We start from the raw sequence: 18,253 nt of genomic DNA, 5'->3' as shown, positions 1-18,253 counted from the left end.
TTTCTAGACTGCGTTGTTTCCTATCCAGTGTGCGTTGGTAAATCTTCTAGGTGAAGAGAAACCAACTCTTGCTCAAAGAACACCTCATCACAGTTATGCCCTTCTCCGCCTCTATCAACGATAAGGAATTGATCTTGCTCAGTTAGGGCAAGAACAGGGTGATGCCAAACACCTTTGTGGTAATTCACGCCTTGACGTCCATTACTAAAAAAAGCACGGCATTCTGACAATGATGGGGCGTCACCTTTCGCGGCAACAACAATGAGATAAGGTTGACCAAGCAAGGGAACAAATGCTTGCGATCCCAATGGATGACGCTCTAACATTTTTATCGTTAATGGGTAGCTAAGCGGTGTCGCCTGAAAGATACTGATAATGGCTTCACCACTTTGATCTTGTACATCCGTCGTAGCCAATCGGTGATAACGACGAGTCGAACCGTTGTTGATCATGAAGTAATCGCTATTATCCACTTCAATCACTTCACCAAACTCCGCAAAGGCTTGCTTAGTTAACGGCTCGATCATTAAACGACGAGGTCCATTGCTCATAGTCACTTCCTCGCTTATTTCGCTTTTGTGCCAAACAAACGCAAACGGCTAATTCCGCCATCGGGGAAAATGTTTAGGCGTACATGCGTGATTGCACCCAAGTCATTCACTTCTGAGCTGAACTCATGAATATCGTGCGCCTTGAGCTTTTGCGCGGGAAGTAACTCACGCCAAAATAGGCTTTGAGTCGCCACTTGATCATCTGTGCCACCTTTTACGTAGGCCGCTTGAATCGAGCAGCTATCTGGAAAATTCCCCTTAAAATGCGCGGTATCAACCACAACACGCTCTACATTACCGGCATGACCCAGAGCAACAATCACCCAGTCATTACCAGGAGTACGGCGACGTGCGGTTTCCCAACCATCACCCATGTTCTCACCACGCCCCGGCCCAAGAATGTTGGCTTTGCGTCCATAATGCTCATCACTACACGCCAGTGCTCGACCGCCATTTTCAACGGACGCAAGATCAACTTGTTGTTGAGGTGCTATACGATCCCAATCCACACTAGGACGACCATAAACACGTAAACGAGCCACGCCACCATCTGGATAGATGTTTAGACGTAGGTGAGTGAATACTTCTTCGCTCGCAATTTCTTCTAGATGATGATGATCACCTTGAAGACTCATTGATGGCAGGATCTCTTGCCACACTGTCGCATCCGTTGGGTCACCATCTGGTGAATAACATGCATCGATTGACGCTGATGGTGGAAAGTTACCCGTAAAAAATGAAGTATCAATATCAACACCAGCAATCGTGCCAGCAAGACCTAATCGAATGACACAATAGTCGTAGCCTTCACCACGTTTACGGCGGCTTTCCCATCCGTCCATCCACTTGCCATGGTCATCATATAAGTCAGCTTTCCACTCCGGGGCTTCACGGCGAAGTAAGCGGCTTTTATCTGCAAAAAAATCATCAGTGGCAAAAATCGCTTCTGCACCAAGTTTGTCGTCAGCCAGGTTCGTGTATTGTTCAAAATCTAAGGACATGTCCTTTATCCTTCCAATTATTCAAAAATAGGGTTAATGAGTTATGCTCTTTTCAGAGCGCTATACCCTTTATGTCGGGCAAATACCTATCGGTATTAAAGCGAGATAGTCGACCTCTGTGTGACTTACATATCTCGTAGGCGAAACAGAGCGATTTTATTAATCTCCTGAATCGCAGTAGCAAACTCAGTTTCACTATCATTGCCTAATCGCTTCTCGAACGACTCAAGAATTTGGTAACGATTGGCCCCTTTCACTGCCATGATGAAGGGAAATTTGAAGCGACTTTTGTAACTGTCGTTGTACGTTGTGAATTTATCGAACTCAGTCGCGCTACACTGGTCAATGCCTGCACCAGCTTGCTCTGCGGTCGAGGCCGCCGTGAGTTCACCATTGATTGCTGCTCTCCCTGCTAGATCTGGGTGAGCGTTAATAAGTGCGAGTTGTTTCTCTCTATCTGCTCCTAATAGCGTTTCCGCCATCCTTAAATGCAGATTCGAAATCATATTATCTTGCTCGCTCAGCCCCTGTTCAAAAACGGACTCTGCTACCCAAGGGCTGTGTTCATAAACATCACCAAAATGAGAGACAAATTCGTCGCGCACCATCTCTGAAGGTTTACAAAAACGGAATTCGGTCATATTAACTCTCCTCTAATGGTGCGTATGGGTGGTGCTCATGCCAATGGCGAGCAATATCAACACGACGACATAGCCACACGTCATCATGCTGTTTTACGTAATCTAAAAAGCGTTTCAGTGAGGCAATTCGTCCTGGACGACCAATCAAACGACAGTGCAAACCCACGGACATCATCTTGGGTGCTGTTTCCCCCTCTTGGTACAAGGTATCGAACGTGTCTTTTAGGTATTGGTAGAACTGCTCACCAGAATTGAAGCCCTGCACCGTGGCAAAACGCATGTCGTTAACATCCAAGGTATATGGGATCACTAATTGTGGCTGACCCGTTTCAGTGTGCCAGTAAGGTAAGTCATCGTCATAGGCATCCGAGTCATAGAGAAACCCACCTTCTTCAGCCACAATACGACGAGTGTTTGGGCCAGTCCGCCCTGTGTACCAACCCAGAGGCCGCTGACCAGTAATCGATTTGATGATATCAATCGCTTTCATCATGTGGTCACGTTCTTGCGACTCATCCATGTACTGATAGTCAATCCAGCGATAACCATGGCTACATATCTCGTGCCCAGCTTGTATCATCGCCTCCGCAACGTCAGGGTGACGCTCAATAGCCATTGCAACAGCAAATACCGTCAACGGAATTTCATAGTCATCAAACAGCTTTAAGACGCGCCAAACTCCTACACGACTACCATATTCATAAATAGATTCCATGCTAATGTGACGCTCACCTTTAATCGGCTGTGCAGCTGGAATCTCAGATAAAAATGCTTCTGACTCATCATCACCGTGTAAGAGACAGCGTTCACCGCCCTCTTCATAGTTCAATACAAATGACACAGCAATACGAGCTCCTCCAGGCCATTTAGGGTCAGGAGGATTCGCCCCGTAGCCAATCAGATCTCGTGAATAATCCTTATCCATTCAGGCTTCTCCTTAAAGCAAAACATTTTGTGGATGCCTTTTATTCCATACATTCATTGTATACAATAAATTATCTTAATGTAAAGATTTTGTTGTTGAAGTTAATTCCTTACAACAAGCACATTGAATTCAATAGGTTAAGCAAAATTATAATCATTATATGAGCATAATCGCCTTCACACTTATTACCTTTGGTGACTTTATGTACTAACATTTTTATAACAACGAGCTTTACTATCTGAATATTTTGTGTACATATATAATGAAAGAGAACAAACACCATGCGTCATTGTATACAATTTAAATTCACTCAAGCTAAGGAGAGCGCGTCGCGCGAAGTAGGACTATGGGAAAACTCACCACACATGTATTGGATACAATGCACGGCATACCAGGTGCAAATATTCAGGTTGAACTGTTTCGTATAGAAGGCGAAGTCCTAACTAAAGTGAAAGCCTTGACGACCAACGCTGACGGCCGCACAGATGCACCGGTATTAGCAGGAGAAGACTTTGTCATAGGCAAGTATCAACTCGTATTTCACGTCGCCAATTACTACCGCGATAAAGGTGTAGAGATCGATGAAATACCGTTTCTTGATGACGTCGTGATCCGCTTTGGTCTAAATGAAAAAACATCACACTACCATGTACCACTGCTTGTCTCCCCCTACAGTTTCTCAACGTATCGCGGCAGCTAATTCAACACAGAACTTTTTATCTAACAACGTCAAACATCAGAAATCAGGAGAATTGGAGTCTGAAGGTAAGCACTATAGCGACCACAGAAAGCAGTATTCAATTTCAGGAAAATCAAAACAAAAGGACTTGCTGACATGAATGAAAGCAAAGCAGAAGTGCTGAACAACGAAAGCCAATCCGGCGGCTTTTTAGAGCGCTTTTTCAAACTGAAAGCACATGGAACCAGCGTAAAGAATGAAATGATCGGGGGGATCACGACTTTTGCCACAATGGCGTACATCATTTTTGTAAACCCTCAGATCATGGCTGCATCAGGTATGGATACTGGTGCCGTATTCGTTGCCACATGTATCGGTGCCGCAATTGGTTGTTTGCTAATGGGCTTGTTTGCAAACTGGCCCGTCGGTTTGGCTCCGGGCATGGGACTGAACGCATTTTTCTCTTTCACTGTCGTCAGTGAGATGGGTTACAGCTGGGAAGTGGCATTAGGCGCAGTTTTCCTCTCTGGTATCCTATTCGTTGGCATGAGCTTCTATAAAATTCGTCAATGGATTATTGAGAGTATTCCCGTCAGTTTACGCTTTTCTATGACTGCTGGAGTCGGTTTGTTCCTTGGTCTTATCGGTCTTAAAACAGCCGGGATTGTCGTTGAAAACCCAGCAACTTTGGTGTCATTAGGTGACTTTACTAAACCTGATGCGATCCTTGCTGCGTTGGCCTTTTTGATCATTGCGGCTTTAAGTGAACGTAAAGTATTTGGTGCCGTACTGATTGGGATTTTAAGCGTGACTATCATCGGTATGATGCTAGGGCTAGTACAATACAATGGATTCTTTGCCGCTCCACCAAGCATCGCGCCAACCTTTATGGCAATGGATATCTCTGGCGCATTTAACATCTCTATGGTCAGCGTTATTTTGGCGTTCTTGTTCGTCAACATGTTCGATACAGCTGGCACGCTAATGGGCGTTGCTGAGCGCGCACACTTAGTTAACAAAGAAACAGGCAAAATTGAAGGGCTTAGCAAGGCGTTAAAAGCAGATTCGATTTCAAGTGTTGCCGGTGCTTGTGTGGGTTGTCCGCCCGTAACTAGCTACGTTGAGAGTGCAGCAGGTGTGGCTGCCGGTGCTCGGACTGGTCTATCGGCGATAGTCGTTGCAGCACTATTCTTAGCCGCTATTTTCCTTTCGCCATTGGCAGGAATGATTCCCGCCTATGCGACAGCGGGCGCATTGATCTACGTAGCTTTCGTCATGATGAGTAGCATGCAACACGTCGATTGGAAAGACTTCACCAACGGCGCTCCAGCCGCCATCACGGCACTGATGATGCCATTGACCTTCTCTATCGCAAACGGTATTGCTCTAGGGTTTATAACTTACACAGTATTGAAAGTAGCGACAGGAAAAACCAAAGATGTGTCCATCTCAATGTATATCTTAACGGCCATTTTCGTCGCCAAACTTGTTTATATTTAGCATCTAACCACCTGTACCTAGCCCTATTTTGGGCTAGGTACTCTCAAGGCCTGAAAAAACTGTTTATCCAACAATCATCATTTAATGCCGTATTTCGCTAAAATACTGTCAAACGTCCCATTCGATTTTATCTCAGCCAGACCTTTGTTAAACGCCTCGACATACTGCATATGGTTCGGGTTTGCCAAACCGACTGTGACATGCAATGGGTTGACTGATAGCGCATTACTGGTGAACTCAAAGTCAGATAAATTCATTCCCGCACCAGACAAGGTCGATTTCGCCACTAACTCATCTTCCAGCGTCAGATCAATACGTTTTGCCATTAGTTTTTTCGCATTTGCGACCAGATCATTTGCTTCAGGTTTCTTAAAGCTCTTCGCCGCTAAAAACTCATCGCCATACCCGTAGTTACGGATAATACCGACCGTTTTCCCTGACAAACTGTCCATACCATTGTATTCAAACCCATCGCCTTTACGTTTAATAAATTTAAGCGAGTTTTCTAGATAGGGATCGCTGTACTTAAGAAACGATGTCCGCTCATTGGTAAACCAAGTGGCCACCAACACGTCAACCTTACCGCTTTTTACTTCATTTAGTGCACGGGTCCACGGCATAATTTTAAAATCGACAGTATGACCTTGAGTTTTGAACGCTTCGGTAATGATCTCAACCGATACTCCAGGGTTTGCCTTATCTTTCTGAACAAAAGGAGCCCAAGGGTCTTGTGCAGCCGTTATGGTCGCAGCATGAGCCACAAAAGAAAGCAGCATTGTGGTCGCCACTAATAGGATATTTCTCATAACATGTCCTCTGTTTAATCTACCTAAGTACGGAATTTGGTCATATGGTTCGCTATTTGCTGACTTAAGCTAAGCACTTCTTCCGTTCGTGTTGCATTCTGTGTCGCCCCTTCAGAAACTTCGTTGGACGCTTCTGATGCCTCTACAATGGCTCGGCTGATCTCTTCAACAGCCATTCTTTGCTCGTCTGTAGCTTGTGAAATTTGGCCACTTCGATCCGAGATGATAGAAATAAGGCTTTGTACCTCCCCAACCGAGCTTTGTGATTCACTAACTCTAGAAGCGGTCTGCTCAAGGAGCGTTGCAATTCGAGTCAGTTCATCCTCAACCGATTTGGTTGCGGCTCCCAGCGCAGAAATATTCTTTTGAATTTGCTCAGTAGATTCACTGGTTTTAACAGCAAGATTGCGCACTTCATCAGCTACAACAGCAAACCCACGACCTTGTTCGCCCGCTCTCGCGGCTTCAATAGCAGCATTAAGAGCGAGTAGATTGGTTTGCTCGGAAATATCATTGATAACGTTGAGAACGGTCGTGATCTTCTCGCCTTCATCTATCAATATGTGCATTTCTGCATTTACGTGATTCATCTCTTCACGCATGTTAATAATGTCACTGGCAGAGTTTTCGATTGCGGAGTTCACATTGGATGCAAGCGATGTTGCGGTATGCGCTTGTTCGGCCGTTTCAGAAGCCGTATCGGCCACAGTTGAAACTGAGTGATTGAGCTCAGTCGCTGCCGCAGCGACCGTGGTTAATTGATGCTTTTGCGATTCTAATTTCTCAGCGTTCATCTTCGCTGTCGCCCCATTAGCTTGGGCTTTTTCTCCCAAGGATTCAGAAGAATCATTGACGCCCTGAACAATGACGCGAAGAGACTCGGTAAAACTGTTTATACCATCTGTGATTTCAGCAAACTCACGATATCTCGCAGGCGCGAGTTTATTGGTTAAATCCCCATCTCCCGATGCCAAGTCTTTTATAACTTCGGTCAACTGTGCAATGGGGCGAATCACAGTAATAGAAAGCGCTAAGACGATCACTATGGAAATAATGATATCCAGTACTACCAACTCAATAATGTTGGTTCTAAGAGAATCTGCGAGTTTGGTATCTAAGGCATGAGTATCAAAATAAACCACAACCTTACCCACATCATTCTCTTCACCATATTCGACAAACATCAAATTGGCACTAAGACTGCTCTCTATCTGAAATGCATCTCGATCTTCTACATCAATCGTTTCGGGACCATCTTTAGCCTGCTGCTGGGTTAAGAACAACAGATCATTCCCCTCGTTATCAATCAATTGAATGGCAGAAATTTCGGCTAGATTTAGCTCAGCCGTAATCGATACTTTCGCTGCATCCAAGTCGAAATCCCAAACAGATTTGGGCAAACTGATCATCATTCGCTGTGTTGTGTTCTCAACCGAATGTTGCAGTTCTTGATAAAGATTCTCTTTAAAGTTCTGATACTTGATAAATGCAGACACAAGCAAAACTAGAGTCAGAGCAATGATGACCTGTACGAGAAATACAACTTTTAACCTTTTCAAAACTTGCCCCTAGTATTTTCAGCTGTTACTAAAAAAGTAGTAATTGATTAATCAATAATCAACAAAAGGCATTAATGAGACGTTAATCACTAAAGATTAATTTATTTCTGGTTCTTAAAATCAGCAAACAAAATGACTCTCAGTTTGCAAAACCTACGAATGATTTGACATGCAAATCAATTAAAGACTTATTTTTCATATAGTTATAAGAAGGTAGGGAGCTGGCACATAACCTGCAAACTTCTGAGAAACGGTAGGAGGCCATATGTCAGAAGAAATCAGATTACTCGACGCAGAACAAACGGCAGCATTTGATGAAGAATACATTAGTAAAGAGATGTTCGTTCAAGTGACAGAAACACTGGATCGACACCTTAACACCCCTGAAGTAAGCCGCTATTTGGATGTGGGCGGCGGCAATGGTTTATACGCTGACAAACTGTTAAGCCGATACCCAAACAGTTCTGTCACCGTTGTCGAGCCTGAGCCTTCTTTACTTCAGAAAAATCGCCCCCACGAAAATAAAGTACTTAGAGAAGGCATTTTTCAAGATGTGGACGATTTATCCGATTTGGATCTCATTCAGTTTAATTGGGTTTTGCACCACTTCGTTAGCTCAGATTACGCATCAACATGTAACCTTCAACTTAACAGCCTTAAACAAGCACACAAGATGCTCGCTCCCGGTGGTTTAGTCATTATCTTTGAGAACTTTTACGAAGGCATGGAGTGCAGTGATAAGCCTGGAGAGCGCATTTATCACCTTACTGCGTCTAAGCTACTTAAGCCTTTTACATCACGTTTAGGTGCTAACACCGCAGGTGTCGGGGTTGCCTTTCATTCAGAGCTTTACTGGCGAGAACAATTGATGAAAGCGGGCTTCGACCAGATGTTTTCTACTCATTGCTATGATTTTGGTAATTTGAGTCCGCTCAAAAGAAAGCTACTCAGAATCAAAGAACAAAGAGTAGGTATGCTAGTAGGCATTAAATCATAACCGCATTGATAGGCAGACAGAGTAATTCGCTGTAACTCTGTCATGCACTTGATGCTTTACTCACTTGATCATAAATCTACGATTGGACATTCCGTTAGACTTGATTGTAAATCACTGGCGTTTGACCTCGCCATTTCTGCCATAAGTCTTCTTCCATGACCAATCGGCATAACGCATTTGCGACATTAACTCGGCTTGTCTCACCTGCATCAAAAAGTGCGCTACGCGTTGGACTCTGGTGCCATTGATATTCACTCACTTCCGATTGATCCAATAACGTATCTGGGCGGACAATTACCCATTCTAACGGCTTATTCTTCGTTCCCATTCGCTGGAGAAGTTTCGCTGCTTGTTCGTTATCTCGGTGTGGTGGCAATAACCAGCGAAGCAAAGAAACAACGGCTTTTTCTTTTGATGTTACTTTCTCTCCGGCTTCCCGGTTACGAACGCCAGTTGAGCTCATTAACGCCAACTTAAACGGTCTAGAACGTTCAGTTGTTATACTGTCGGCCAAACGCTTTATACTATCTCGAACCAACATTCTTGGTGCACCATACACACCTTGCAAAGTGAGATTATGGCCAAGGCAACATATTGCGGCATCACTCTTTGCCAGTATCGATTTGAGTTCGCCTTCTTCTATCGTCAGTGCAGTTTTAGTCATTTGCGTTAAGCCGTGGTGCTCTGCCAACACATCTGTAGTTCTGACCAGTGCAATCACTTCGCATCCTGCATCCAGTAACTGCTTCACTGCCAATCTGCCTGTCGCACCCGTAGCCCCCAAAACCACTACTCTCATCGATAAATCCTTTTCATATGTGATGTTGACGAACAGTGTAACAATACAAAATCGTTTGGAAATCCACCAAATGTGTATAACAATCATTCATTATTGAATGGATTTGGAAAAAGCCATGGATTGGAAACACATTCGATTTGATTGGAATCATGCAAGATCCTTCCTTGTTGTTGCCGAAGAGGGTTCGTTCTCTGCGGCTGGCAGAGCCTTGAATATGAGTCAGCCAACCTTAGGGCGTCAAATTGCAGCCTTTGAGCAAGAGCTTAAACTCACTCTCTTTGAACGGGTGGGGAAAAAGCTCGTCCTCACAGAGAGCGGTCAAAAGCTCTATCAACATGTGAGCCAAATGGCAGAGTCTGCAAATCAAGTCCTGTTGACTGCGCTCGGCCAAGACGAAACCATTGCAGGCAAAGTGAGTATTTCATTAACTGAACTCGATGCCTTTTTCCGCTTTCCACCGCTTGTTAATCAGCTTAAAGAGTATGCGCCAAATATTGATATAGAGCTTATCGTCTCCAACCAAGTGAGTGATCTTAAACGTCGAGAAGCTGACATCGCCATGCGCTACCAAAGACCTACAGACTTAGATCTGATTGCCAAAAAAATCGGCCAAGAGACGGTGTATCTCTATGGACATAAAGATTTGGTAAACAGCTTTGAAGATAAGTCACCAAATGATATCGCCGACGTACAGATCATCGGTTTTGACTACGGAGACCATCTAACGCAGCACCTCAAGCGATCACATTGGCTTCTCAAACATAATCCATTCACCATGGTATGTAATAACCAATTGGTACAGTGGCAGTTAGCCAAATATACACGCTCACTGATTCTGCTTCCCGAGCATATTGCGCAGGCAAATCCAGATTTACGCATCGCATTTAAAGATCACTTTGAGCCCTTCAAAATTGATGCTTGGCTCGTAAGCCACCGCGAACTTCACACCAGCAAACGAGTCCGTTTGGTGTTTGATTTTTTGGCTAAATATATGGCGATTTAGAGAGCTAATAACAAAAAATTCAGCAAAACCTTGCCCATTTTTATTTTCAAAGCACCCTGTGTTTTGCTAGTTTAGTGATAAAAGTAGTACATCAGCAGGATGCCTATGATAACCACAAAAGAAACACACTATTGCTCTCAATGCACCGCAGAAACCACTCATATCGTTGTTTTGGTTCGCGACGAGCCGCAGCAAAATAAAGTGAGAGATTTCTTAACCGGTCTGATTAAGAGCGAAGCTGTTGGAGCATTTGAAGCCAGCATGGATGACTTTTCACGCCATAGTATTTGCGAGCAGTGTGGCAAGAAAACCGTCAATGATAACCTGACCTAATAATAACCGCCCCCAAGCTAGTTTGATGACTCACCAATAAACCATTCATTGGGTACTTTCACTGCGATCACTTCTGCTTGGCAGCATAGAGCTTGTTGGGAGTAGAGTTCGCAACTGATGACTATCTTCTTCTCATGCACCTCTGTGATCTTGGCTTTCAAACTCACGTTAGATGTGATTGGAACAGGCTTAAGAAAAGATAGGTTGAGATTCCCGGTTGCGAACCAGACAGGCTCACCTTGCCCCACAGGTTGCCCTTTCATTTGATAGCCTTTAGCAATCGCCATACAGACGCAATGACAGTCAATGATGGTTGAAATAATTCCGCCATTGAGAAAATGTGTTGGGCCCGCACAATGATGATGAGAGGGCTGAAAATCGCAGTAAGCCTCCATCTCAGACTGCCAATAACTCTTTATCTGTAAACCCAGTTCATTTTGCGTTCCGCAGCCATAACAATGGTTATTTGGAATCAGATCTTGCATTGCGATTTGCTGCTGCATAACACCACCTATAGTCAGAGTCCCTTTACTGACTATAGTCGGCTTCTATCGCTATGCTGTTGCTTTCTCAAATAAAAAGAGGCCGCACATGGCAGCCTCTGTTTACAAATCGTAGTCAACTAAGCCAGCTCTCCAGCACCTTGGGCCGACTGCTCGCTGTTCTCAACGAGGAATACAGTCGCGCTCCTTTTCAACGCTTCCCACTCGTTGTCTTCAACAAAAATACCCTCTTGCCACGATGTTTTTTGCGCGCGGCTTAGCTCCTCACTATCAATATGAATTGCATACCCGTCAGAACTGGTTTTGATATCAAAATCGCTCACGGAAAGCTCTATCAACATGCTGTGATAATCGGGGTTATCGGCCTCTATTTGATCTGAGAAGAAAACCTCTGGCGCGATGCACCCACGGTTCAACACATAAAGTGTTCTCTTCGGGCTCGTTCCGTTAGTCCACTGTGCTCGACATGCTATGCCTTTTGCGGACAACCTGACTAGCTCACTAAACGCCAGCCAACGGTTATGGCACTGCTTTAATTGAATCGTAATCGACTTATTGCCGACCATCTTTTCTAACGCAAAATCGAGCACTGCTGGTAGATGACAAGCGACGCTGCCATTATGTAACTCCACATCAAAGCTTGTAGATGTACTGTTGGTAATGGAAACCGCGCAATCGGAATCAAAGCTTAAGAATGAACTGGCGTTGTTAAAATGGCGCACACCATTCAACCCAACCATCTGCAAATCCGCGACCATGTTGGCGATCACATCCGCTTCACCACAATGGCGACGCATACCTAGAAACGCTTTGTTGACTACCGCAACAAGTTCATTGTGAGAAACGATCATAGTGTTTGCCCTCCAGCGATAGGTTGATTCTCACTCCGATCCACTTCATCTTGGTTTGGCATCAGTGGGAATATCCAAGTATCCATATAATTATCGTCATTGATTTCATCAAGCAGTGGCGCGCCTTGGAAGAAAGTCACACGCACCCAACGATCTGAACGAGGGTCAAACTTTGTCGCGCCAAAAATAGCTAACTTACAGCGCAGTAAGTGCATTGGCAGCGCATCTTCTCGTAGTACGTTCATTTGAATATCACCCATTTCACGATGGCCCAATGTCCATACTCGACGAGTAATCGCTCGGTATTGAGGGCTTTGAAGCAAAAACTCCGCCAATGAAGTGATCGCCGGGCAAGCCGAAATCGCATGATAAAGACGATTCACTTGGCGGCCAATATCGAGTGGTAATTCACGCTCTTCCCCTTGCTCTTGACCACGAACGCCAAGGCGCGGCTCTTCTTTATCTTGAGAGCGATACCAGAACCAATAATTGTTTTCCGCCAGTGAGTAATCAGCATCAATTGCCCAGCGATAGTTCTCTTCCAACACATTCAGCAAGTCTTGAATCGTTTTACCGCCTGGAATCGAGAGTGCTTCTTCTGTGTTCATCTGATTTTCAAACTCATCAACCAATTCTGGATATAACTCAATCAAACACGAAGTTAGGATTTCTTGGGCTTCCAAACTCATTGTTGTGGTTTGTTCAATTAAGCTCGACCAGTTGGAATGCTGAGTCATCATCAGCCAAAGGTTTTCATTGAGTGTTTTCAGCTCAGCAAGCGCCTTATCATTCAATAGATCTTGATGTTCATTGATAGTAATAACCTGAGTTAAATGACAGATCGCTTTGTTTATCAGACCTTGTAACCCATCGTAATACTGAAGATCACACGGCATTGCGAGTACTTGACCAATCGCTTTTTCACGCGAGGTCATCCACTGATCCACAATACACGGGTGATTAATCAAATATGGCGCCATTCCAAGGCCAGTGGCATTGCCCACCCCAAGGTAACGCTGCAAACCGCGATGCAGTGAAATAGCCTGCTCGCCACCTTGCTGCTCTGCCAAAAAATGTACCCAATCTAGGCTAAACTCGCGCAGCATATACACAGCGCACATTTGAGCGCTAAAGGATTGGTTGAAATCCGGGTTATCTTCGAGCAATTTAAAATCAGCAATTCCAAACTTACCGTTACCATATACCGCGGTGGTACGCAGAATGTAGCCCACATCAGCGAGCTCTTTCGGATCTGGCTGCTGGCCTTTTGCAAGTGCACTCACCAAATGTTCGAACACACGCACACTCTTATTTGCTCGGGCTAACACGAGAACATTATTTGGGTTTCTGCCTGCTTCTTGTAATGGCACATTGGCTCTTAAACGTTCTAGCAGGTTCACATCAACGTCCCCTTTCACTAAAGCGAAAGTTACATCCCACTTTTCGGCAATCACGCGGTCATTGCGCTCATGGTCGGCAATCTCATCGCAAAATACCACTAAATGATAAACGTGCTCAGGGGTTACCAGTTTGTAGATAACATGGCCAAAGCCACGCGTACACAGTTGCCACTCATGCTTTGATACTTGCCATTGTTGATGCGCCATTTTACGAATCAAGCTGCGTACAAAACTGATTCGATTTTGGTGCATAGCGCCTAGCCTCTCGGGTGCCATGACGATCTCTGCATTGCGCAGTTTGGTTTCTTTGTAAGTAGAACGATGTGCATCCATTTTGCTCACCACCTATTTTTTATTGTAAGAATGGTAGAGCTTTGCGGGTATAGGGGAAATTCCCGCAAGCTCTAAGTTATTGGATTAAAAGGGCTATAACCCCTGCTCTTTTGCCATCTTGATTGCGATTTGCGGCGCATTCCAAAGAGAAGGCAGAAGAATAAGTGATACAGGCACTGCGGTGATCACAATGAAAGATTGCAGCGCAGAGATACCACCTGAACCAAGCGAAATAAGGATTAATGCCGTCACACCCATTGCAACACCCCAGAAGGTACGAATGATGGCATTAGGCTCCGTTTCACCACTTACAACCACACTAATCGTGTAAGTCATGGAGTCACCGGTTGTGACAATGAAAATGGTGGTCAGAATCAAGAATAAAATCGAGATCAATAATGGGAATGGCAATTGCTGAGTCACCGCCAGCAGTGCGCCAGGTAAATTGAACCCTTCAAATGCGGTACTCACACTGCCCGGGTTGGCAATTTCAAACGCAAGGCCCGAGCCGCCAACAATCGTAAACCAGAAACACGTTGTCAGTGGTGCCACAATGCTGATCGTTGTGATGATTTGGCGAATGCTGCGACCACGAGAGATTCGAGCAATAAAGATCGCCATCATTGGTCCATAACCCAAGAACCAGCCCCAGAAGAACACTGTCCACCAGCTGAGCCACCCCTCATCACCACGATAAGTCGCCATAGGGATGAAGTTGTCTAGCATGCTGCCAACGCCTTGAATGTAGCCGTTGAAGATAAAGTTAGTTGGACCAAATAGCAGGATATAAACCATCAGAGCCACCGCAAGAATCACGTTATAGCGGCTTAGCATCTGCATACCACGGTTCAAGCCACTCAATGCTGATAAGGTATAAAGTGCGATAGCAAAAAGAATGATAATAAGCTGAGTGGTAAAGCCATCTGGAATATCAAACAGAGCATTTAACGCGTAGCTAACCTGTAGACCTAAAAAGCCAATAGGACCAATGGTTCCGGCCGCAACTGCGACAATACAGCAAGCATCAATCAAGGCGCCTGTATGGCCTTTGAGTGCACGCTCACCCAACACTGGATAAAGCAAAATTCGCGGTTTGAGTGGTAGGCCTTTGTCATAATGCAGGTGCATCACTACGATAGATGTCAAGCTGCCTACGATTGCCCAAGCTAAAAAGCCCCAGTGCATAAAGGATTGCGAAAGAGCATTCACAGCCCCCTGCTGAGGGTTGTCTTGCACGCCATATAGGGGGGGCGGACTAACATAATGGGCAATCGGTTCAGCAGCGGCCCAAAACACACCGCCACCCGCAAGTAGCGTACAGAAGATAATCGCCATCCAGCGAAAGCCATCCATCTCTGGCTTGGGAATACCTCCCAGTACCACTTTACCTGTACGTCCAGCTGCGAGGCCAAGACCAATAAGGAATGTCAGTAATAAGAGTATTTGCCAATAAGGGCCGAAAACCGCTACCGACCAGCCGAAGCCTGCATTCACTAATGAAGATAGAAGCTCACCGTCATAAAGAGCGATAGCAACAAACAGAGCGATGAATCCGCCGCTGTACCAAAGTGCTGGGTTACTTAAGCCGAGTTTATCTTGTGTATCGGCTTGGGAGGTTTCGTTTTGTTGTGTTTGATGCTTTTCTGATGAGACATTCATCGTTGAAGCTTTCATGCTATTGGTTAGATCAGACATACTCTGACTCCAGAGGTTCTTTGCAGCAGCGATTGACTAGCAGCAAAAGTTAACTTTAACGCCTACCTTATTGTTATTTTGTTGGCAGACTCTTCCATGTTTAGGTGGTGTTTACGAAATAGGCTCAAGTCCTTCTTTTAAGAAGTTAAACCAGTTCTCACCCAGTATTTTTCCTGCCTCAGATTCACTGAACCCGTGGCGCATTAAGCCGTTATAAATGTTTTCCATGCCTGAACTGCCGCTAAACCAAGGCAGTGCATCAGGCCATCCTGAATTGCTTGCGGATCCTTCACCGTAATCCATTTTCTTAGACCAGCGACCGTTGCGCATCCACTCCAACACTTGCTGAGGTTGATTCAGACACAAGTCACTACCGATACCTAAATGATCGACGCCAAACAGATCGGCGGTTTTCGCAACCATTTGGCAAAAGTCATCTAAGCTACATTGGCTACCGTTTGGTAAATGGAACGGATAGAGGCTAAAGCCAATCAAGCCACCGCATTCGGTCAAAGCTTTGATGACATTGTTTGACTTGTTACGCAGCGCATCATGCGCAAAGGTTGGGTTGGCATGACTAATACAAATAGGACGAGATGAAAGATCGATCGCTTCTAGCGTTGAACGCTCTGCGCTGTGAGACATATCGATAATCATGCCCACACGATTCATCTCTTGAATGGCTTGCTTACCAAAGCGAGTAACGCCCGTATCATTTTGCTCGTAGCAACCCGTCGCGAGTAAGCTCTGATTGTTATAAGTGAGCTGCATGATCAACAGACCTTGGCGGCGCATCACTTCAATCAAACCAATTTCATCATCAATTGGAGAGCAGTTTTGAGCCCCTAAAAAGACACCCACTTTGCCTTGAACTTTGGCGGTTTCTACATCCGCCATAGAATGGATAGGCATAATGAGATCCGCGTTTTGCTCAAAACGTAAATTCCATTCAGCGAAACGGGTTAAGGTTTCTCGAGCATTTTCGTGATATACGATCGTCGCGTGAACGGCGGTAATGCCGCTGGCTTTTAAGGTCTGAAAATACTCTCTGTCCCAGTTGCAGTACTGCAATCCATCAATCACAATCCGTTGTTGGTACATAACCACTCCTTCATTCAAACTGTCTCTGCTATTGCATGGGTGATGACACACATCGCCACCCCGCGCCCATTAGTAAGGACGTTGATAAGCAGTTTTCACCACGGTATAAAACTCTTTCGCATATTGGCCTTGCTCACGAGGCCCGAAGCTCGACTCTTTACGACCGCCAAATGGAACGTGGTAGTCTGTCCCCGCCGTTGGCAAGTTGACCATGACACAACCCGTTTGTGCTTGCTGTTTGAAGATGGCGCTGTTGCGTAGACTTTGCGTGACAATGCCGCCTGTTAGGCCAAAGCGCGTATCGTTAGCAACCGCAATGGCTTCATCGAGATCGGCAACTCGAATGACGCTTGCCATAGGAGCAAACACCTCTTCTTGGTTCACTTCCCAGCTGTTATCGGTATTCAAAAACAGGGTCGGTGACATGTAATAACCATCATGTTCTAGATTCAGACGCTCACCCCCGAAGGCAAGCTCAGCACCACTTTGACGTGCTTTTTCTATCCACTCGAAGTTCGCGTTCAGTTGGTTGCCATCAACCACTGGCCCCATAAAGATGCCCTCTTCCAATGCATGACCCACTTTAAGTTCACTCATGCGTTTGATCAGAGCTTCAACATAGGCATCATGAATCCCGTCCATGACGACTAGGCGAGAAGAAGCTGTACATTTTTGACCTGCGCCAGAGAAAGAACCGGCTATGGTTGCTTCAACGGCAATTTGAATGTCGGCATCATCGGCGACAACCAACGCGTTTTTACTGCCCATTTCTAGCTGGCAACGAACAAAGTTTGGTGCAGTCGCCGCCGCCACTTTGCGACCCGTATCGACTGAGCCAGTAAAGCTCACGCCATTTACATCGGTTGAATTAATTAGGGTATTACCCACTTGAGAGCCACTGCCCAATACAAGGTTAAAAGTGCCTGCTGGTAAGCCTTGGCGGTGAATAATTTCTGTCAACGCAACGGCACTCGCCGGCGTCAGGTTTGCTGGCTTCCACACAACGCTATTACCAAATGCAAGCGCAGGAGCAATCTTCCAAGCGGCCGTTGCTGTCGGGAAATTCCAAGGGGAAATAATAGCGATAACGCCCACTGCTTCACGAGTCACTTCAACAGAGACACCTGGACGAACTGAAGCGGCGTTATCGCCAATTTGACGCAGCACTTCTGCCGCAAAATATTGAAAGAATTGACCTGCGCGATAGATCTCACCGCGACCTTCTGCAAACGGCTTACCCTCTTCACGAGACAGCAAGGTTCCTAGTTCATCACAGCGCGCAATAAGCTCATCGCCAATCGCTTGCAGCACGGCTTGTTTACGCTCAATTGGGGTATGCTCCCATTCAGGTTGCGCTGTTTTTGCCGCTTGAATCGCTTGCTCAACTTGAGACTGACTCGCCTGGGCAAAATCACCAATATTTTCAGTGATATCCGACGGATTTACATTGGCAATCGTATCGATTCCCGCTTGCCATTCGCCACCGATATAAAGAGATTTTTCAGCTTGAACATTATTCATAAAAGTCATTGCTCGTTCCTTGTTCTTTTCGTGATCGACCTAGCCAATCACTTGT

18 protein-coding genes are annotated in these 18,253 nt (G+C 45.4%); 5 read left to right on the top strand and 13 right to left on the bottom strand.

Annotated elements, in window-relative coordinates:
• Positions 1 to 20: 20 nt before the first annotated feature.
• The 4 genes from GVO60_RS03465 to puuE all read right to left on the bottom strand — a co-directional run bounded on the left by GVO60_RS03465 (position 21) and on the right by puuE (position 3,118).
• The gene (locus GVO60_RS03465) at positions 21 to 551 is read right to left on the bottom strand and encodes an ureidoglycolate lyase (RefSeq protein WP_159651196.1); all 531 of its coding nucleotides are present in this window, start codon (positions 549 to 551) and stop codon (positions 21 to 23) included.
• A gap of 14 nt (positions 552 to 565) precedes the next feature.
• Positions 566 to 1,552 (bottom strand): allantoicase, encoded by a 987-nt coding sequence (alc, locus tag GVO60_RS03460; protein ID WP_159651195.1) that lies wholly within the window; start codon positions 1,550 to 1,552, stop codon positions 566 to 568.
• 125 nt (positions 1,553 to 1,677) lie between these two features.
• Positions 1,678 to 2,193 (bottom strand): 2-oxo-4-hydroxy-4-carboxy-5-ureidoimidazoline decarboxylase, encoded by a 516-nt coding sequence (gene uraD, locus GVO60_RS03455; protein ID WP_159651194.1) that lies wholly within the window; start codon positions 2,191 to 2,193, stop codon positions 1,678 to 1,680.
• A gap of 1 nt (position 2,194) precedes the next feature.
• The gene (gene puuE, locus GVO60_RS03450) at positions 2,195 to 3,118 is read right to left on the bottom strand and encodes an allantoinase PuuE (RefSeq protein WP_159651193.1); all 924 of its coding nucleotides are present in this window, start codon (positions 3,116 to 3,118) and stop codon (positions 2,195 to 2,197) included.
• Between the two features lie 346 nt (positions 3,119 to 3,464).
• On the opposite strand from puuE, the gene uraH reads away from it, so the two are divergent.
• Positions 3,465 to 3,818, top strand: a complete 354-nt coding sequence (gene uraH, locus GVO60_RS03445) for a hydroxyisourate hydrolase (protein WP_159651192.1) — start codon at positions 3,465 to 3,467, stop codon at positions 3,816 to 3,818.
• 135 nt (positions 3,819 to 3,953) lie between these two features.
• Entirely contained in the window at positions 3,954 to 5,297 is a 1,344-nt protein-coding gene (locus tag GVO60_RS03440) for an NCS2 family permease (RefSeq protein ID WP_159651191.1), read from the top strand.
• A 77-nt stretch (positions 5,298 to 5,374) separates the two neighbouring features.
• Here GVO60_RS03440 and GVO60_RS03435 read toward each other — a convergent pair whose 3' ends face one another.
• Both GVO60_RS03435 and GVO60_RS03430 read right to left on the bottom strand, forming a co-directional pair.
• The gene (locus GVO60_RS03435) at positions 5,375 to 6,103 is read right to left on the bottom strand and encodes a transporter substrate-binding domain-containing protein (protein WP_159651190.1); all 729 of its coding nucleotides are present in this window, start codon (positions 6,101 to 6,103) and stop codon (positions 5,375 to 5,377) included.
• Between the two features lie 23 nt (positions 6,104 to 6,126).
• A complete protein-coding gene (locus tag GVO60_RS03430) occupies positions 6,127 to 7,662 on the bottom strand; it encodes a methyl-accepting chemotaxis protein (protein ID WP_159651189.1) in 1,536 nt (511 codons plus the stop codon).
• A 265-nt stretch (positions 7,663 to 7,927) separates the two neighbouring features.
• Between GVO60_RS03430 and GVO60_RS03425 the strand changes: the two genes are divergently transcribed.
• Complete coding sequence (locus GVO60_RS03425) at positions 7,928 to 8,659, top strand: methyltransferase domain-containing protein (protein WP_159651188.1); 732 nt, start codon at positions 7,928 to 7,930, stop codon at positions 8,657 to 8,659.
• A 94-nt stretch (positions 8,660 to 8,753) separates the two neighbouring features.
• Here the strand turns inward: GVO60_RS03425 and GVO60_RS03420 are convergent, their stop codons facing one another.
• Positions 8,754 to 9,458 carry an NAD(P)-dependent oxidoreductase gene (locus GVO60_RS03420; protein ID WP_159651187.1) on the bottom strand — a complete coding sequence of 235 codons (705 nt, stop codon included), beginning with the start codon at positions 9,456 to 9,458 and terminating at the stop codon, positions 8,754 to 8,756.
• Between the two features lie 115 nt (positions 9,459 to 9,573).
• On the opposite strand from GVO60_RS03420, the gene GVO60_RS03415 reads away from it, so the two are divergent.
• A complete protein-coding gene (locus GVO60_RS03415) occupies positions 9,574 to 10,461 on the top strand; it encodes a LysR family transcriptional regulator (protein WP_159651186.1) in 888 nt (295 codons plus the stop codon).
• Between the two features lie 105 nt (positions 10,462 to 10,566).
• Positions 10,567 to 10,794 (top strand): hypothetical protein, encoded by a 228-nt coding sequence (locus GVO60_RS03410; protein ID WP_159651185.1) that lies wholly within the window; start codon positions 10,567 to 10,569, stop codon positions 10,792 to 10,794.
• 17 nt (positions 10,795 to 10,811) lie between these two features.
• On the opposite strand, the gene GVO60_RS03405 is transcribed toward GVO60_RS03410, so the two are convergent.
• The 6 genes from GVO60_RS03405 to GVO60_RS03380 all read right to left on the bottom strand — a co-directional run bounded on the left by GVO60_RS03405 (position 10,812) and on the right by GVO60_RS03380 (position 18,207).
• Positions 10,812 to 11,297, bottom strand: a complete 486-nt coding sequence (locus GVO60_RS03405; protein WP_159651184.1) for a PaaI family thioesterase — start codon at positions 11,295 to 11,297, stop codon at positions 10,812 to 10,814.
• Positions 11,298 to 11,416: 119 nt separating this feature from the next.
• Complete coding sequence (locus GVO60_RS03400; protein ID WP_159651183.1) at positions 11,417 to 12,148, bottom strand: DUF3726 domain-containing protein; 732 nt, start codon at positions 12,146 to 12,148, stop codon at positions 11,417 to 11,419.
• On the bottom strand, positions 12,145 to 13,881 hold the full coding sequence (locus tag GVO60_RS03395) for a hypothetical protein (RefSeq protein WP_159651182.1): 1,737 nt from the start codon (positions 13,879 to 13,881) through the stop codon (positions 12,145 to 12,147). The genes GVO60_RS03400 and GVO60_RS03395 overlap by 4 nt, the downstream gene beginning before the upstream one ends.
• Positions 13,882 to 13,974: 93 nt before the next feature.
• On the bottom strand, positions 13,975 to 15,576 hold the full coding sequence (locus GVO60_RS03390; protein ID WP_159651181.1) for a BCCT family transporter: 1,602 nt from the start codon (positions 15,574 to 15,576) through the stop codon (positions 13,975 to 13,977).
• Positions 15,577 to 15,687: 111 nt separating this feature from the next.
• Positions 15,688 to 16,677: a membrane dipeptidase gene (locus GVO60_RS03385; RefSeq protein ID WP_159651180.1), complete on the bottom strand. Its 990-nt coding sequence runs from the start codon at positions 16,675 to 16,677 to the stop codon at positions 15,688 to 15,690.
• A gap of 69 nt (positions 16,678 to 16,746) precedes the next feature.
• Positions 16,747 to 18,207: an aldehyde dehydrogenase family protein gene (locus tag GVO60_RS03380; RefSeq protein ID WP_159651179.1), complete on the bottom strand. Its 1,461-nt coding sequence runs from the start codon at positions 18,205 to 18,207 to the stop codon at positions 16,747 to 16,749.
• Between the last annotated feature and the right edge of the window lie 46 nt (positions 18,208 to 18,253).

It is taken from the genome of Vibrio atypicus (genome assembly GCF_009811315.1).
Lineage (GTDB): Bacteria > Pseudomonadota > Gammaproteobacteria > Enterobacterales > Vibrionaceae > Vibrio > Vibrio atypicus.
Note: the sequence above shows the minus strand (reverse complement) of the source record. Positions and strands in the feature narration are given on the sequence as shown.

Coding starts and splice junctions, on each gene's coding strand:
- GVO60_RS03385 (WP_159651180.1), bottom strand. CDS start 16,677: ATGTACCAACAACGGATTGTGATTGATGGATTGCAGTACTGCAACTGG.
- uraD (WP_159651194.1), bottom strand. CDS start 2,193: ATGACCGAATTCCGTTTTTGTAAACCTTCAGAGATGGTGCGCGACGAA.
- alc (WP_159651195.1), bottom strand. CDS start 1,552: ATGTCCTTAGATTTTGAACAATACACGAACCTGGCTGACGACAAACTT.
- GVO60_RS03390 (WP_159651181.1), bottom strand. CDS start 15,576: ATGTCTGATCTAACCAATAGCATGAAAGCTTCAACGATGAATGTCTCA.
- GVO60_RS03435 (WP_159651190.1), bottom strand. CDS start 6,103: ATGAGAAATATCCTATTAGTGGCGACCACAATGCTGCTTTCTTTTGTG.
- GVO60_RS03410 (WP_159651185.1), top strand. CDS start 10,567: ATGATAACCACAAAAGAAACACACTATTGCTCTCAATGCACCGCAGAA.
- GVO60_RS03415 (WP_159651186.1), top strand. CDS start 9,574: ATGGATTGGAAACACATTCGATTTGATTGGAATCATGCAAGATCCTTC.
- GVO60_RS03395 (WP_159651182.1), bottom strand. CDS start 13,881: ATGGATGCACATCGTTCTACTTACAAAGAAACCAAACTGCGCAATGCA.
- puuE (WP_159651193.1), bottom strand. CDS start 3,118: ATGGATAAGGATTATTCACGAGATCTGATTGGCTACGGGGCGAATCCT.
- uraH (WP_159651192.1), top strand. CDS start 3,465: ATGGGAAAACTCACCACACATGTATTGGATACAATGCACGGCATACCA.
- GVO60_RS03405 (WP_159651184.1), bottom strand. CDS start 11,297: ATGCAGCAGCAAATCGCAATGCAAGATCTGATTCCAAATAACCATTGT.
- GVO60_RS03425 (WP_159651188.1), top strand. CDS start 7,928: ATGTCAGAAGAAATCAGATTACTCGACGCAGAACAAACGGCAGCATTT.
- GVO60_RS03380 (WP_159651179.1), bottom strand. CDS start 18,207: ATGACTTTTATGAATAATGTTCAAGCTGAAAAATCTCTTTATATCGGT.
- GVO60_RS03440 (WP_159651191.1), top strand. CDS start 3,954: ATGAATGAAAGCAAAGCAGAAGTGCTGAACAACGAAAGCCAATCCGGC.
- GVO60_RS03420 (WP_159651187.1), bottom strand. CDS start 9,458: ATGAGAGTAGTGGTTTTGGGGGCTACGGGTGCGACAGGCAGATTGGCA.
- GVO60_RS03465 (WP_159651196.1), bottom strand. CDS start 551: ATGAGCAATGGACCTCGTCGTTTAATGATCGAGCCGTTAACTAAGCAA.
- GVO60_RS03400 (WP_159651183.1), bottom strand. CDS start 12,148: ATGATCGTTTCTCACAATGAACTTGTTGCGGTAGTCAACAAAGCGTTT.